The following is a 16644-nucleotide window of genomic DNA, read 5'->3' as shown; positions in this document are numbered from 1 at the left end:
AAGAAAGTCTGTATGAATATTTTAGATGATTTAAAATTACAATATAAATTAGGAGGTATTGCACAACGTGTTATCTATTGGAATGTAGCTTGTTTCTTGGTTTCTTTAATTTTTTTCTATCAGTTTTCCATAGGACAATTTGATTTTCCAAATTGGCTGGCATTGTCTTCAGACCCATCGGCTTTTTTGTTTAAACCTTGGACATTTTTAACGTATGCTTTTTTTCATGACGGATTTATGCATTTGTTATTTAATATGCTGGTACTCAATTTTGCAAGCTCGCTTTTTTTAACTTTTTTTACTCAAAAACAATATTTAGGATTGTATATTCTAAGTGCTGTTTTTTCGGGAATAGTGTTTGTCCTGAGTTTCTACTTTTTAAATTATGGTGCCTCAATAGTAGGTGCTTCTGCAGCTATTATGGCAATTTTGGTAGCAACGACAACTTATCAGCCTTTAATGCATGTACGCCTGCTGCTGATCGGAAATGTAAAATTATGGCACATTACTGCTGTAATTTTAATTTTAGATTTAATGCAATTTCGACTAGGAAATATGGGCGGACATATTTCGCATTTGGCGGGTGCTATTTTTGGATTCATTTTTATTAAATTACTTCAAAACGGAATTGATTTGAGTAAGATAGTCTCCAAAATAATAGATTTTTTCGTAAATTTATTCCGAAAATCCCCTTCGACCCCTTTCAAAAAAGTACATAAAAATTACAAAAAACCTACAGAAAAAACGCCATCAAAAATTGTTACGAAAGATAAAACGCAACAACAGATTGATGAAATTTTAGACAAAATTAGTCAGTCTGGCTATGATTGTTTAACACAAGAAGAAAAAGAATTTCTATTTAAAGCTGGAAAATAATCCATTAGCAAAAAAATATGAAAAACCTTTCGTGGTTTAATAAAATAATGTTCTTTTTGAATATAGTACTGACGGTCTTGACTTTTAGTGTCTATGTCTTGCCATTTCTGGCGCCCAAAAGTTTTCCTTTATTGTCGGTGCTCACGCTTTTTATGCCCGCCTTTTTTGTGCTCAACGGTTTGTTCTTCGTTTATTGGGGAATCCAGTTTAAAAAACGCCTTATTTTGTCTGGTTTGGTGTTGTTAACCGGAATTACTTTTATAAGTAAGTTTTACAAATTTTCGGCAAAAGAATATGTCCAGGACGAAAAGGATTTTTCTGTCATGAGCTATAATGTTCGTCTTTTTAATGTGTTTAAATGGCTGCAGCGAGATGATATTCCGTCTAACATAAAAACATTTATAGATGATAAAAATCCGGATATTTTATGCATTCAGGAATATTCAAACTCGGCTCATATTGATCTGAAAGTGTATCCGCATCGCTATATTTTTATCGAAGGTGATCAGATTAAAACTGGCCAGGCCATTTTCTCTAAGTTTCCTATTTTGTACGAAGGGAATATTGTTTTTCCAAAATCAAATAATAATGTGATTTATGCCGATATCAAAAGGGGAAAGGATGTTATTCGTGTGTACAATATGCATTTGCAGTCTATTAAAATTTCTCCCGATGTCAATGAGATTTCGGATAATATAGATAATGTAAATCAGCAAAAATCACAACTTATTTTTACCAGAATTAGTAAAGCATTTAGACAGCAGCAGGAGCAGGCAGCAGTTTTTAAGGAAAATATAAAGGAATGCAAATATCCAATTATTATTTGCGGAGACATGAATAATAGTCCGTTTTCGTACGTTTATCGTAATATAAAAGGCAAACTGAAAGACTCTTTTGAAGAAGCTGGAGAAGGCTTTGGAGCTACTTATAAATTTAAATATTATCCAGCTCGCATCGATTATATTTTTGCAGATAGCAAGATGAAGGTCAAGCAATTTGAAAGTTTTTCTGATTTTGAAAATTCTGACCATTATCCTGTAATGGCAAGGCTATCTATGGAATAAAATAACAGAAAAAATTCTAAAAATAGAAATCTCACGAACCAACTTTATAAAACACACACACACACACACACATACAAGAATAGTGATCGCTTATTTTACTGCTATCTTCTGTGATTTTAAGTAATCTAATGCAAATTTACCTTCATTAAAAAGTAAATCTAAAATACTGAGATTATTGATAAAGCCATGTTTGTCATCAAAAACCTGTGGATATTTTTCGAACAAATTAGGGTCTTTTTTGCCATTTGCCAAAGGTCTGAAATCAACCAAATTATTCACTTCATGAAAATATTCGGTTGTTTTGCCAAAATCTAATTTCAATCTCATACATTTCGTTAAAAGGTCTAAAACTTCCATATTTAAGTCCATCAAGAAGGTGTGTTTTTTTTCGAAAATAGGTCGAATATCATCTTCAAAAAACTCAAAAAACGGTGAACTTCTGTATCCTGCTTCCAAAGATTTAAAATGTTGTTTTTGCCAGTCAAATTCATTTTCTATCAGTACATCTTTTGTTTTTTGATGTAGTGTTTTAGAATGTTTTATGGGTATATTCAGAAGCTGAATTCCGTTTGGACTATAAATGTAGGTACGATTTCGATTGGTTTGTTTCTGAAAATTATCTTCCATTTCAAAAGTTAAATTCTCAGATTGCACCATAATCGCAAAATGACTGATAGATGGAAAATAGGTAGGAAGTAGTAGAGAGTTCATTGTGATTTTTGTTTAATTGGTAAATCGTTTAATCGTACTCTTAAAGAAACGATTAAACGATTTACCAGTGCAACGAATAACGGTTTTTATACTTTATTCTCTTTTCTTTTTCTCCATAAAAACTCACCAACAAAATAAGCAGCAAGCAGAATTAAGAAATATTTGAAGTACGATTGAGGTTGTCCTTCTCCGCTCACAGTAGTAAAAACTCTGTCCCAGCGAATTTTGTTTATTCCTTTTCCGTTGCTATCCCAGCTCATCCAGATAAAAACTGGTTTTCCTACAATGTGGTTTTCTGGTGTGTATCCAAAATAACGGGCATCTAAGGAGTTATGACGATTGTCTCCCATCATCCAGTAATAATTTTGTTCGAAAGTGTAGCTCGTAGTCGGTTTGTCATCAATAACAATTTGATCGCCGTTAACAACTAATTTATGTCCTTCATAATTGGTAATAATGGCTTTGTACAGCGGAAGATTTTCTTTTGTCAAAGTAATGGTTTTTCCGGCTTGCGGGATGTAAATTGGGCCCATATTATCGCAGCTCCAATTGTTGGTTGTTGAAGGTTTTCCGTCTTGATAATCAGGAAATATACCGTCTTCCGGCCCTTTTTTGATTTCTCTTTTTATAGCTGTTACTCCAGGTGTGTTTTTGATTCTTTCTGCACTAGCTTGTGTCAGGGCAGTAAAAATTAATGTATCTCTTTTTTGAACATTCGGGAAATAAGCACCATCTGTAATGTCTAATTCTTTGGCCAGAGACTCAAAATCTATAGGTGTTTTGCCGTCTAAAGCAACCGCATACGAATACTGTGGTTTTGCTCTTTCAGGTAAAATAAGTTCTTTGCCATTAATAAAAACAATACCATCTTTTATCTGCAACTGATCGCCAGGAATCCCTACGCAACGTTTTACATAGTTGGTTTTTTTATCAATAGGTTTGTAATAACTTTTGTCGGGACGAATGTACATATTAAAAGCGGTGTCTGTTGGCCAGTTAAACACTACAATGTCATTGTTCTTTATTTTTTCTAGAGCGGGTAGTCTGAAATAAGGCAATTGCGGTCTGCTTAAATACGATTTGATTTTTACAAACGGAATAGTGTCATGCACCATTGGAAAGGCAACTGTTGTCATTGGAGTTCTAGGGCCGTAATTTACTTTGCTTACAAAAAGAAAATCTCCAATAAGTAGGGATTTTTCTAATGATGCAGTTGGAATAGTAAAAGGTTGTACCACGTATGTATGTACCAAAGTTGCCACAATAATAGCAAAAAGTAAAGAGCTTACCGTATCTGCAGTCCTGTTTTCGGGAGTTAATTTTCTGTCGCTATTGTATACTAGTTTTTGTGTATAATTTACATAATAGATATAAAATCCCAAGGTGAAGATTCCTAGAAAAGTGTCTGCAGTTGATTTTTTCCCGAAGGTTTTCAGCGTTTCTACCCAAACTACAGGAAACATGATGAGGTTAATAATCGGAATAAAAAGCAATAAAGTCCACCAAGTTGGTCGACTGATGATTTTCATTAAAATAATTGAATTATAAACAGGAACGGCGGCTTCCCAGCTTTTTCTTCCGGCAGCCTGATATAATTTCCAGGTTCCTAAAAAATGGATTACTTGTACTGCTAAGAAAAAAAGAAACCAGTGATTGATTGTCATAATATTTTTTTTAAAGTTTAAAGTTTAAGGCTTTTTAAAAAATTAAAATGATACCTTAAATATTTAAAATCTGTTTATTTTAAGTTTAATACGTCTTTCATGGTAAAAACACCTTTTTTGCCTGCCAGCCATTCTGCAGCAATAACGGCTCCTAGCGCAAAACCTTCACGATTATGTGCCGTATGTTTGATTTCGATACTATCAACAATAGAATTGTATGTTACGGTGTGAGTTCCGGGAACATCACCGATTCTTTTGGCCTCGATAAAGATTTCATCTTTTTTGGCTTCCTCCAAAGTCCATTTCGCGTAAGCGCTATTTTCTATAACTCCTTTTGCAAGTGAAATGGCGGTTCCGCTGGGTGCATCTAGTTTTTGAGTGTGATGAATTTCTTCCATCGACACATTGTAAGAGTCAAATTGAGACATGATTTTGGCCAAATATTCATTCAATTCGAAGAAAATATTGACGCCCAAGCTAAAATTTGAACTTGAGATAAAACCGCTTTGTTTTTCGTTACAAAGAGCTACCATTTCGTCATAATGTTCTAACCATCCTGTTGTTCCCGAAACTACTGGAACATTGGCGTTAAAAGAGTTCGAAATATTGTCTACAGCAGCAGTTGGTACACTAAAATCTATGGCAACATCGGCGGTCGAAAGTCCTTCAAAAGAATTGGATTCATCCTTTTTTAAAACAATTTCATGACCTCTTTCTAAAGCAATTCTTTCGATTACTTTACCCATCTTTCCATATCCTAATAATGCAATTTTCATTTTGTATTTTTTTATTAATTTTAGATAGCAGTGCTATTTAGAACTTGTAATTAAAAGTTAGTCCAACGTTTGGTTTAAACGTTACATCGTTGGGGTAAATTTCGGGATGCATGGACAATCTTTCATTTACATTAAATTGAATTAAATGCGCGTCTACATTGGCATCTATAATATTTAAAGCGTAAAAAGCGACTACAAACAAAGCCGATAAATCTCTGTTTCGCTGATAGAATTTTTGTCCTGCAATCAGCCTGCTTTCGTCCAGATAGTCATATTTACCTCCGGTTCCGATACCATTTCCTTCGAGCCTTCTTTTATATTCGTTGCGATAATCGCGGTATTTTTTATTATTGTCGATATAAAAATATAAACTTGTACCAATTGCTCCGTACACGAGCGGAATTTTCCAGTATTTTTTGTTGTATGCCTGACCTAAACCAGGTAAAATTGCGGAATAAAAGGCAGCTTTGGCTGGTGTAAGCGGATCTATTTCTTGCAGTGCAACAGTGTCTTTAACAATCAAAACCGCATCTTCTTTTGCTTGAGCAAAAAGAGAAACGGTTCCTATAAGAAAGAACAAGAAACTTATGGGGACAATTTTATTCACTATCCGTTTATTAATTTTATGATTCGATTAAAGTCGGCTTCAGAATTAAAAGGAATTGTAATTTTTCCTTTTCCGTTGCCAGCGACTTTTATATCAACTTTCGCACCAAAATAATCAGTGATGGCGTTTTTCTTCTCTTCTTCAATAGCAAAAGAAGATTCTGGTTTTGCTTTTCCTTCTACTTTTGGTTTCAGACTTTCATGATAATTTTTAACCAAAGTTTCCGTCTCGCGAACTGATAAATTTTGGCTGACAATTTTTTGATAAATATCGGTTTGAATGTCTAAATCTTCAATATTGATAATGGCTCTACCGTGTCCCATACTAATAAAACCGTCACGAATACCCGTTTGGATAATTGGGTCTAATTTTAAAAGACGCAAATAATTGGCAATTGTGGAGCGTTTTTTTCCTACTCGTTCACTCATTTGTTCCTGTGTCAATTGAATTTCATCAATCAAACGTTGGTACGAAAGTGCAATTTCGATAGGATCTAAATCATGACGCTGAATGTTCTCCACCAAAGCCATAACCAAAGATTCGTTATCGTTGGCAATACGAATGTAAGCGGGAACGGTCGTTAAGCCAACTAAAGTAGAAGCACGCAAACGACGCTCTCCAGAAATTAATTGGTATTTGTTGAAGTCTAATTTTCGAACAGTAATAGGTTGAATGACACCAAGTTCCTTGATAGAAGTCGCTAATTCTCGTAAGGACTCTTCATTAAAATTACTTCTAGGCTGAAAAGGATTTATTTCTATAGCACTTATTTCAAGCTCAATAATATTTCCAACAACTTTGTCAGCATTTTTGTCCTCTACTGATGTAATGTCGTTTTCCGGATCTTTTAATAATGCCGATAATCCTCTTCCTAAGGCTTGTTTTTTAATTGCTTTTGTCATAAAAACTATTTGCTGTTTTTCTTTATAATTTCTTGAGCTAAATTGATGTAATTGATGGCTCCTTTGCTGGTGGCGTCATAATTGATGATGCTTTCTCCAAAACTTGGTGCTTCGCTTAATTTTACATTTCGCTGAATGACGGTTTCAAAAACCATGTCGTTAAAGTGTTTCTGAACCTCTTCTACAACTTGATTAGACAAACGTAATCTCGAATCGTACATGGTGAGTAGCAATCCTTCGATGTCAAGATCGGGGTTGTGGATTTTCTGAATACTTTTTATCGTATTCAATAATTTTCCTAATCCTTCTAATGCAAAATATTCGCACTGAATAGGGATTACGACAGAATCTGCAGCTGTCAAAGCATTTAAAGTTAGCAAGCCTAATGATGGAGCACAATCAATGATAATAAAATCATACTCATCTTTAACACTTTCTAATGCTTTTTTTAGCATGTATTCTCTGTTTTCTTTATCGACCAACTCGATTTCAATGGCAACAAGATCAATGTGAGCAGGAATCACATCAACGTTAGGGGCCGAACATTGAATGATGGTTTCTTTGGGTGTGTGGCTGTGTTCAAGTATTTGGTAGGTTCCAATCTCAACAGATTCTACATCAATCCCAAGGCCAGACGTGGCATTTGCTTGAGGATCAGCATCTATTAATAATACTTTTTTTTCTAAAACACCCAATGAGGCCGCTAGGTTTACTGATGTAGTAGTCTTTCCAACGCCTCCTTTTTGATTAGCAATCGCAATGATTTTGCCCATTTATTTTCTGAATTTTGAACCGTAAAAATACAATTATTTATGGTTTCTGAAAATCTATTTTGTTAACATTTAATAAACTTTGATGAACCGTTGCTTGATGGGTCTTAGAAAGAATTTATTTTTAACAGAAATGTAAATTTTTTTCAAAATCAACAAATCTAAAATGCTTTTTTTAGTTAAAAAACAACTTCAAATTGAGTTTTAAAGAAGACAAAAGAAGAATAATTGATGTGTAAGGACAATTTTGATCAAAAAAAAAGTCTTTCCAATTTTTTTGAAAAGACTTTTGTCGGGGTGGCAGGATTCGAACCTGCGGCCTCCTGCTCCCAAAGCAGGCGCGATAACCGGGCTACGCTACACCCCGTAAGCGGTTGCAAATATAGCAATAAATTTCTTTTACAAAAGGAAAAAGAGCAAATAAATAAAACTTATTTTCTAATAGTTATTTTGGATTTGTTTTGGCTGGAAATTTTTATAATTAAGTTTACCTTTGTTCCATCAAAAAACATTAATACGATCACACTATGTCAGATACAATCGAAAAAATTAAATGCTTAATTATTGGTTCTGGTCCTGCGGGATATACTGCTGCAATTTATGCTGCCAGAGCAAATATGAATCCAGTTTTATATCAAGGAATGCAGCCAGGTGGTCAGTTGACTACGACTAATGAGGTTGAAAACTGGCCTGGTAACCCTGAGGGAATAACTGGTCCGGAAATGATGATTCAGCTACAAGAGCAAGCCCGACGTTTTGGTACTGATATTCGTGATGGTTGGGCAACTAAAGTTGATTTTTCCGGAGAGATCAAAAAAGTTTGGATAAACGATACAATCGAATTGCACTGTGAAACAGTCATTATTTCTACAGGAGCTTCGGCAAAATATTTAGGATTACCTTCTGAGCAACATTATTTGCAAATGGGAGGAGGAGTTTCGGCTTGCGCTGTTTGTGATGGATTTTTCTACCGTAATCAGGAAGTGGTGATCGTTGGGGCAGGAGATTCTGCTTGTGAAGAGGCGCATTATTTGTCTAAACTTTGCAAGAAAGTGACAATGTTGGTAAGAAGCGAAAAATTCAGAGCCTCAAAAATCATGGAAGAACGCGTTCGCAAAACCGAAAATATTGAGATTTTGATGAATCACGATACGGTTGAAGTTTTAGGAGATCAGCAAGTGGTTCACGCTATAAAAGCAATGAATAAAACAACTGGAGAGGTTTTTGAGATTCCTGCAACCGGATTTTTTGTAGCAATTGGTCATAAACCCAATACAGATATTTTTAAAGATTACATTACTCTTGATGAAACGGGTTATATCATTAATACTCCGGGAACATCAAAAACAAATGTTGAAGGTGTTTTTGTAGCCGGTGATGCTGCTGACCATGTTTATCGTCAGGCAATTACCGCTGCGGGTACAGGTTGTATGGCGGCGCTGGATGCGGAACGTTATTTAGCTTCAAAAGAATAAATTTTTAGAGGTTTAAAAAAGTTTCAGGTTTCAAGTTATTGGAACGTAAAATTTCGAGTAAAAAAAATCCCATTCTATTATCGAATGGGATTTTTTTATAGGTGTAGAAACCTGAAACTATTTACTAATCTTCTTAATCAATTTTGCTTCTTCGCTAAATCGGGTCAGTTCTATTTTAGGATTTCCGTAAAGGGTAACTTCAGATTTATCTCCTGCAGCTATTGAAATTCCAATTTCTGCAAAAATAGTGGCAGTAGAATAACTCTCTGCAACAAGAGAAGCTTGCTTTATAGAAAGTTTTGTTCCTGTAAAAGTAGCATTATTGTCTAAGCGGATGCTTCCTTTTTCAACAAAACCTTCAAGAGTCGCTGTTCCTCGTTGGTACTGATCGCACTTAAATTCTTTGGCAGTAATTAATGCTTTTACAACAGCATTTTTACTCAATTGCAAGTTGGCATTGTCTGCTTTCAAATTCAATTCGGTTTTTGTTTTGTCGTCTACTACGAGACTAAATTTTTTAGAATTTACATTCAAAAATAATTTCGAATAATCATAGGCATTGATCGTCAAATCGTCTAATGTAAGTTCTTGAATAGCATAAATAATGGCTTCATTTTTGGCAATTGCTTTTTTAAGTGAGCTTGTGTACGTTACGCGAACACTTAGTTTTTTAAAAATAGAAGATTCTTTAGAAGTATACAAACGAAGCGTTTTATCTCTCAAATCCATTCCGATAATATCATGTAAATTGTCATCGGCTTCAATTTTTATTTCGTTTTTTTCTCCTCTTTCCAGGTACAATTCGATGTTGTCATCTACCTCAATGGCATCAAAATCAACAACTTCTTTTATCGAAGTCGTTACGATTTTAGATCCTTTTATCTTCTCTCTTTTTTGAGCAAATGATGTAGCGGTTACTACTAACAGTAAAAGTAATATGCTGATTTTTTTCATTTCGTATTTAATTTGATTTTCACAAATATAAAAAAATCATCCACTTTTGATGAATGATTCCTTTATATTTTATAACTATTTTAAGTTTAACCTTTGCTAATGCTTCCGCCAGAATGTGAACTTTTTTCGATGATTTTTGGAGTTGTATCATAATTAATGCTTCCTCCGCTTGAAGCTTCTGCTCTAAGTTTTACTATCGGATGAATGTTTACACTCGCTCCGCTTGAGGCTTCAGCTTCGATCTCGTTTGCTAATAATTTTTCTGCATTAATACTAGAACCGCTTGAAGCAGAAGTAACCAGCTTTAATGCTTTTCCTTTGATGCTAACAGAACTTCCGCTACCAGAATCTAGAGAAATTGTATCAGATTCTATCGTCACATCCATCGTGGCGGCACTCGAAGTTTCTAAATCAATATCTTGCCCTTCGATAGTATTTTTACTGCTTACAGCTGCGGCACTCGATGCTTCAATTTGATCGATGATCGGCATTTTTACAAGTACTCTTCTGGTTGCGTTGCTAAAAGATCCGTGTTCGCTGCGAATCACCAATGTACCCTCCTCAACCGAAACCGAAATTTCTTTTTGTACATTATCATCTGCTTCTACAATGATTTCTGTGCTGTCAGATTGTTCTATTACCAACTCGATGGCGTTGCTTACAGAGACTTTCTTAAATTCGCCCTGCACTATTCTTTTTTCTTTGGTTACATTGCCGCTTCCTTCGATAGCGTTGACATTAAAATTACAAGAAGCAAATAATAATGCGGTAATCGTTGCAATTAAAAACTTGGTTATGTGTATGATTATTTTTATCATGACTTAATTAATTTTAATTATTACTCCGTTTTTATCAGTGGTTAATTTTCCTGAGCTTTTTTTACCGTTTAAAACTTCTTTACCATTTATTTTTATCGAAACTTCTTTTACTGTGTCATTTTCGATATCATTCTGTTCCTCAACATCATTGTATTCATTCTCGTCTTCAGGGCAGTTTAAACATTTTATATTCGAATTTTGAACTTTATAAATGTAGTTTCCACTAAAGTGTAAGTTAAAAAATGAATCATCAGAATTGTCATAATCTTGTACAGACGTGTCTGGTTTAAACAATTGTCCTTCTGGTAAGTACAAATATACATCAACTTCCTGACCTCTGAATTTATTTTTTACATCTGTTAAAAAATAATTATCCAATACCAAATGATTTCCGTTAATCTGAACTTTATAATTTATCTTCTCGGCTCTTTGTTTTGCTGCAATAAGCGAATTTCCTCTGGCACTTTTTTCTATCTGCAAATAAGGCGTTGCTTCATCTGTATGTAAAACATGCAAGCGCACATCTGTAGAATAAATCAGCTGATTGTTGGCAGAGTCTTGTACAAATTCAAAATCTCCGTGGTGATCAAGATCTTTGGCAAAATAATCATTGTATCTAAATTTTACATACAAGGTATCTTTTGCGGTAATGTTGATTGCTTTTTTCTCAACCGACTTATTATCGTGCGAAATTTCAGTTGCTTGTTTGATTCCGATACTGATTGCAATTGCTACCGAAATGATCCAAACCGCAAGTAAAGTATATTTTGCAATATTGCCTATTGTTTTAATGTTTGGAGCCAATAGTTTAAAGCCTAAAAGCGTCAAAAAGAAAAACGGAATTCCAACAGCAAAGAACATCAATAAGCCAAATGACCAGATAGGATATTCTGTAAAATTACCAGCTTCTACAAAGTTTTGCCAAGGAAAATCAATAAAAATATTAGTTCCCAAAGTAAAAACTCCAATTAAAAGCAGAATCAAAGTTGTGATTCCGGCCATGATCAAAATAACGCCTAAAAATTTTGCGAAGATTTTAAAAACGGTCATTATAAAGTCTCCAAACGAACTACTTATTCTCTCAGCTCCCGACTTTACTTGGTTTCCCATTTGGTCATAATCAGCATTTTTAAAACGGTCAGATAATGACTCAATTTCTTCACGTACTTTTCTTTCGATATTCGAAATAGTAACCGGCTCGCCAGTCATTTCCAGTTTCTCAGAGGTTGTAACTGCTTCAGGAGTTACAATCCAAAGTACAAAATAGGCTAAGATTCCAGTTCCAAAACCAGCAAAAACAAAGATCAGGAAAAGCACTTTTATCCAAACGGCTTCAATTCCAAAATAATGTCCCAAACCAGTTGCTACACCTCCAATCATACCGTTTTCTTTATCTCGGTATAATTTTTTGTTTTTTCTCGTAGCGCTATTGTTAAACGATTGATTCGATTTTGTATCGTCCTCAATGATGTAATCTTCAGGTTGTCCCATCACTACAATTACCTCATCAACATCTTTTAAACCCACAACGTGTTTTTCGCTTTTTTGTTTCTCTGTAAGTAATTCAGAAACACGCATTTCAATATCTTTAATGATCTCGTCTTGTCCAGACGAGTTGTTCAAAGAACGTTTTATAGCGTCAAAATAGCGCGTTAATTTTAAGTATGCATCTTCATCAATGTGAAAAAACATGCCTCCTAAGTTTATATTTACTGTTTTGTTCATGACTATTGGTTTTGTTGATTGGTGATTAGTTTTACGGCATCAGACAATTCTGTCCAGGTACCGCTAAGTTCGTTTAAAAAAGTTTGTCCTATCTCGGTTAATCCATAATATTTTCGTGGTGGCCCTGAAGTCGATTCTTCCCATCGATAATTAAGTAAGCCGTCGTTTTTTAATCTAGTCAGAAGCGGATAAACCGTTCCCTCAACAACTAGTAATTTTGCTTTTTTCAAAGTGTCTAATATTTCTGAGGTGTAGGCATCTTTTTCTTTCAATACAGATAAGATGCAAAACTCAAGAACACCTTTGCGCATCTGTGCTTTTGTGTTTTCAATGTTCATAATTTCATTTTGTTTTTTTTAGATTGAACAATTCGTTTTTTGATTGATGATGATGATTGATGATTGTTTTTTTAGGAGCTGTTTCCTGCTATTCGCTGTATCTTTTCCTGGCTAAAGGAGCCAGAAAAAGGATGCCGCTTCTATCAGGGCTAGGGCTCTTGTATTTCAAAATAACTTTTAATCTTTTTACGGATTACTTTATAAAAGGTATCGTCATTGGATATTTATATAAATCTCCGTTTGAAGTTTTTATAGCAGCATAAATCACTAAGAAAAACTCCACAATTTTTAATAACCCAAAAAGTAAAACCGCTGTCGCACCAATACTTAATAATCCAATGTTCCCTTCAAAATTAAAGTTTCTGATTACGTAGTTTTCATTGTGCATAAATGCTTCAATTGGAATGTTTTTTAACACTACTGCGACAAAAATCGGAATAGCGATCAAAGCCAAAATCAAAGTGTAAAGCAATAAACTTAACTGAAAGTTTAAGGTCTGTTTCCCGTGGTGATTCACAAATTCTGACTTCCCTTTGTAATTTGTCCAGATTAAAATCGGAAAAATATAATTCCCAAACGGAATGAAGTACTGACTTAAAGTGCTTAAGTGTGTGAACGTTGCAATATTCTTTTCTGATGTGTTTTCCATGATGAGTGGTGTTGATGTTTCCATGATTAAAAGTATATAGTAATTTCTTATGCAAATATATATCTAAAAGACAGTACTTTGTTTCGCATAGTACCAAATGTTAACAAAATTTTAACACCTTAAAAATTTTAAATATGCTTTTAGATTGTTCAAAACTATCATAAATCCCCGATTTTATTGGCTTCTTCTGAAAGTAACTGTAATTTGTTGTGCGTGCATAGTTTTTTTGTATTTTTACCTAAAAAAGATAAACAATGGCAATTTCAGTTTCAAAACTTAACAAATTTGTATTATTCAAATTACCATCTGCCTTCATTTGTGGGGTGCGCGTAAAAGCAATTAGCGAAGAAAGCTGTACAGTAAGTGTAAAGCACCGTTGGATCAACCAAAATCCGTTTAATTCGATGTATTTTGCAGTTCAAGCTATGGCTGCCGAACTCTCAACTGGCGCATTGGTGATTTCACAAATTCAAGAAAGTGGAAGAAAAATTTCTATGCTGGTAGCCAATAACAAGGGAAACTTTACCAAAAAAGCAACCGGAAGAATCACTTTTGTTTGCAATGACGGTCATCTCATAGCCGACGCCATCAAACAAACCATCGCAACAGGCGAGGGGCAAACCTTTTGGATGAAATCTATTGGAACCGATGAAAAAGGAATTCAGGTCTCAGAAATGGATTTTGAATGGAGCGTTCGCCTGAAATAATAATTTCCGAAATCAATTAAGGAGCACATAAAAAGCCCCCAAATAGTCTCTGACTTTTTGGGGGCTATTCAATTTTAGGGGCTTTTTTATTGAGTAAAAAGAAGTTGTTATTTTTTAATTATTTTAAAACTTTCGCTGCTTCCATTTTCAAAATTTATCCGAACAAAATAGATGCCGCTTTCAACATTGGTTGGCTGTACAAGAATTTTTGAATCTAATCTGCTTTCAAAATCTTGCTGCCATACTTGTATTCCACTTGGGTCGAAAATAGTTATTCTTGCCTTGTTAAAGGATGCGTTATTCAACTCAATTGTAAAGACATCGCTGAAAGGATTTGGATAAACACTAAACAATTGGTTTGTCCTCAATTCAAAATCATCATTTCCTAAATTAGGGCTGTAAGTACCAGCTTCATTATTGTTTTTGTCTAGAGAAGTAACTACTATAAATTTGGTATCCACTTGGTTTTGCGTTAAAGTGTATTGATTTCCTGCTGTAATTTCTATTATTCTCGAACCATCATCTTTATTGGTAACGGCTTCGGCGGTATTGCTAAAAGCATAAATCACATATTTTGAAGGTAAATCCCCATCAGCGGCAGCAGCTGGAGTATCCCAGCTTAATGTTGTTCCAGTAATTTTAATATTAGTTGGGGGGTTCGGGCAAATGGCATCTTTGCTAGTAATTGGGGGAGCAAAAGATTTGTATTTGTATTCTGCAGCAAGAAGATTTGTGTTGATTGATTTAGAATTGTTTTTTATTGAGGTATAGCTGTAAGCGATTTGCCCAAAAGTAGCATTCATAGAGGCCGCTCTGTTTTGAATTGTCTGATTTTGTAACTCAGCTGAAAGCCAGTTATTTGAATCGTCCATTTTGTAATAGGCCTGACTTACATACAATTGTTTGTTTTTTGCTTTTACTTGGTCATTCCACCATTGCGAAAGGCTTACATAATCCTGTGCACCAGTAATTTTCCAATACAACTGTGGGGCTAGATAATCAACTTTTCCAGCATTTAACCAGGCAATCGGATCATAAAATAAATCATTATAGGTAGAATTTCCTGATATGCCCGTTGGTGTACCAGATTTCCAGATTCCTGTTGGGCTTACTCCAAAAACAATGTTTTTGTTCAGGTTGGTATTAATTGCCTGTATGGCGTCGTAAACCATTGTGATCATTTTATTGCCATTCTCTCTCCTCCAATCTCCCAGACTAAGTGCAGCGGGATTATTGTCAATATAAGCTTGATTGTCCTGATTGTTTGGTGCAGCTGTCATTGCACCACTAGGATAAAAATAATCATCAAAATGTATTCCGTCTACATCATATCGTGTTGCAATATCCTGTACAATCGATACGATATAATCTCTTACCTGCGGAATTCCTGGGTTTAGAATCTTTAGATTAGCGTTATTGGCAGCGGTAAATACCCAAGAAGGGTTTTTAATTATTGGGTGATTGGATGCGTTGGCATAAGTACCGTTTTTAGCCCTGTAAGGATTGATCCAAGCATGTAAATCTAGCCCGCGCTTATGTGATTCGTTGATGGCAAATGTCAAAGGATCCCAAACCGGGTTTGGTGCTGTTCCCTCAGTTCCTGTTAAATAATTAGACCAAGGTTCTATCGCAGAAACATAAAGTGCATCACTTGCTGGGCGAACTTGCAAAAAAACAGTATTGTAATTATTGGTTTTTAAGTGATCCAAAATAGTAATCAACTCGTTTTGTTGCGCTTGCTGCGTAGCGAGAGTATTACCTTTGGTAGTTGGCCATGTCAAGTTGAATACGGTGGGAAGAAAAACGCCTCTTAAATCCCTTTTTGGGGTCACTTTACTAAATTCATTGTCCTGTGGACATTGAGAATTTGCAATGAAGTAGCATAAAATAAGACAGCTAGTAAAAGCAGTCTTTAGTTTTGGTAGCGTAATTTTTTGCATGTTGAATTAATTTAAAATTTGTGTTTTTTTTTGGTTTGTTAATTGATTTTCAAGAGATAAACTTAATGAATATTTTTAACACAAACAATTTATAGTGCATTTTTTATATTATTTTTCCAAAATAATGCATGAAAACGCAAAAAATAATAAGTTGTTTATTTTGCTTGCAATCATAACATTTGAATTCATATTATTTTTGATAAGAAGAGAAAATGGAACCATAAAAAAAACGCCTCAATTTCTTGAGACGTTTTATCGAATTTGTATCTAAGTTGCACCCAACGGGTTTCTGTAATAATTTTCTAATAATTCAGATTAACTCCAAAACCAACTCCCATATCGCTATCATAATGCGTAGTGACTCCGAAGTTTCTGCAACTATATATTTTAGACCTGCTATATTTTCTTTATTTATGTTGTAGATTAAATTCATTCGCAAACGTCCTAAGAGCGGGTAATTACTTTTGTCTTTTTTTGTTTTTTGATGTTGATGATTCAATTTTGATGAATAAAATATAACGCAAATTGGGATTTGTAATAATAATTAATTCAAGTTGCTAGTTTGAGTATTAAAAATACAAAGCAAAGGTTAAGTAAATTTGTTTTGCCGACTAAAAAACAAAACCGATGCTTTGCAAAGACAAAATTATCTCAATTTTTTGTTTAAT

16 protein-coding genes and 1 tRNA gene are annotated in these 16644 nt (G+C 34.4%); 4 read left to right on the top strand and 13 right to left on the bottom strand.

The window, feature by feature from the left end; all coding sequences use genetic code 11:
* Positions 1-12 precede the first annotated feature (12 nt).
* Both J3495_RS14900 and J3495_RS14895 read left to right on the top strand, forming a co-directional pair.
* A complete protein-coding gene (locus J3495_RS14900; RefSeq protein WP_210667334.1) occupies positions 13-876 on the top strand; it encodes a rhomboid family intramembrane serine protease in 864 nt (287 codons plus the stop codon).
* 17 nt (positions 877-893) lie between these two features.
* Positions 894-1940 carry an endonuclease/exonuclease/phosphatase family protein gene (locus J3495_RS14895; RefSeq protein ID WP_210667333.1) on the top strand — a complete coding sequence of 349 codons (1047 nt, stop codon included), beginning with the start codon at positions 894-896 and terminating at the stop codon, positions 1938-1940.
* Between the two features lie 90 nt (positions 1941-2030).
* Here J3495_RS14895 and J3495_RS14890 read toward each other — a convergent pair whose 3' ends face one another.
* The 7 genes from J3495_RS14890 to J3495_RS14860 all read right to left on the bottom strand — a co-directional run bounded on the left by J3495_RS14890 (position 2031) and on the right by J3495_RS14860 (position 7737).
* Positions 2031-2651: a WbqC family protein gene (locus J3495_RS14890; RefSeq protein WP_210667332.1), complete on the bottom strand. Its 621-nt coding sequence runs from the start codon at positions 2649-2651 to the stop codon at positions 2031-2033.
* A gap of 86 nt (positions 2652-2737) precedes the next feature.
* A complete protein-coding gene (gene lepB / locus J3495_RS14885; RefSeq protein WP_210667331.1) occupies positions 2738-4315 on the bottom strand; it encodes a signal peptidase I in 1578 nt (525 codons plus the stop codon).
* 74 nt (positions 4316-4389) lie between these two features.
* Entirely contained in the window at positions 4390-5091 is a 702-nt protein-coding gene (gene dapB / locus J3495_RS14880; RefSeq protein ID WP_210667330.1) for a 4-hydroxy-tetrahydrodipicolinate reductase, read from the bottom strand.
* 37 nt (positions 5092-5128) lie between these two features.
* Positions 5129-5698, bottom strand: coding sequence for a DUF5683 domain-containing protein (locus J3495_RS14875; RefSeq protein WP_210667329.1), 570 nt, complete (start codon positions 5696-5698; stop codon positions 5129-5131).
* Positions 5698-6600 carry a ParB/RepB/Spo0J family partition protein gene (locus tag J3495_RS14870; RefSeq protein ID WP_210667328.1) on the bottom strand — a complete coding sequence of 301 codons (903 nt, stop codon included), beginning with the start codon at positions 6598-6600 and terminating at the stop codon, positions 5698-5700. Before J3495_RS14870 ends, J3495_RS14875 begins: the two co-directional genes overlap by 1 nt.
* Positions 6601-6605: 5 nt before the next feature.
* Complete coding sequence (locus J3495_RS14865) at positions 6606-7373, bottom strand: ParA family protein (protein WP_210667327.1); 768 nt, start codon at positions 7371-7373, stop codon at positions 6606-6608.
* Between the two features lie 289 nt (positions 7374-7662).
* Positions 7663-7737 (bottom strand) — tRNA-Pro (locus tag J3495_RS14860).
* A 160-nt stretch (positions 7738-7897) separates the two neighbouring features.
* On the opposite strand from J3495_RS14860, the gene trxB reads away from it, so the two are divergent.
* Positions 7898-8845, top strand: a complete 948-nt coding sequence (trxB, locus tag J3495_RS14855) for a thioredoxin-disulfide reductase (RefSeq protein ID WP_210667326.1) — start codon at positions 7898-7900, stop codon at positions 8843-8845.
* Between the two features lie 117 nt (positions 8846-8962).
* Here trxB and J3495_RS14850 read toward each other — a convergent pair whose 3' ends face one another.
* From J3495_RS14850 to J3495_RS14830, 5 genes are all read right to left on the bottom strand, one after another.
* Positions 8963-9799, bottom strand: a complete 837-nt coding sequence (locus tag J3495_RS14850) for a GIN domain-containing protein (protein WP_210667325.1) — start codon at positions 9797-9799, stop codon at positions 8963-8965.
* Positions 9800-9885: 86 nt separating this feature from the next.
* Positions 9886-10617: a head GIN domain-containing protein gene (locus tag J3495_RS14845; protein ID WP_210667324.1), complete on the bottom strand. Its 732-nt coding sequence runs from the start codon at positions 10615-10617 to the stop codon at positions 9886-9888.
* 3 nt (positions 10618-10620) lie between these two features.
* Positions 10621-12342 (bottom strand): PspC domain-containing protein, encoded by a 1722-nt coding sequence (locus J3495_RS14840; RefSeq protein WP_210667323.1) that lies wholly within the window; start codon positions 12340-12342, stop codon positions 10621-10623.
* A gap of 2 nt (positions 12343-12344) precedes the next feature.
* Entirely contained in the window at positions 12345-12680 is a 336-nt protein-coding gene (locus J3495_RS14835) for a PadR family transcriptional regulator (protein WP_210667322.1), read from the bottom strand.
* A 193-nt stretch (positions 12681-12873) separates the two neighbouring features.
* Positions 12874-13353, bottom strand: coding sequence for a DUF4870 domain-containing protein (locus J3495_RS14830; RefSeq protein WP_229974967.1), 480 nt, complete (start codon positions 13351-13353; stop codon positions 12874-12876).
* Positions 13354-13583: 230 nt separating this feature from the next.
* Between J3495_RS14830 and J3495_RS14825 the strand changes: the two genes are divergently transcribed.
* A complete protein-coding gene (locus J3495_RS14825) occupies positions 13584-14036 on the top strand; it encodes a DUF4442 domain-containing protein (RefSeq protein ID WP_210667321.1) in 453 nt (150 codons plus the stop codon).
* 107 nt (positions 14037-14143) lie between these two features.
* Here the strand turns inward: J3495_RS14825 and J3495_RS14820 are convergent, their stop codons facing one another.
* Entirely contained in the window at positions 14144-15976 is a 1833-nt protein-coding gene (locus tag J3495_RS14820; RefSeq protein WP_210667320.1) for a family 10 glycosylhydrolase, read from the bottom strand.
* Positions 15977-16644 lie beyond the last annotated feature (668 nt).

It is taken from the genome of Flavobacterium geliluteum (assembly GCF_017948595.1).
GTDB classification, from domain to species: domain Bacteria; phylum Bacteroidota; class Bacteroidia; order Flavobacteriales; family Flavobacteriaceae; genus Flavobacterium; species Flavobacterium flavipigmentatum.
The sequence above is the reverse complement of the archived record's forward strand: the minus strand, read 5'-3'. Positions and strand labels throughout refer to the sequence as shown.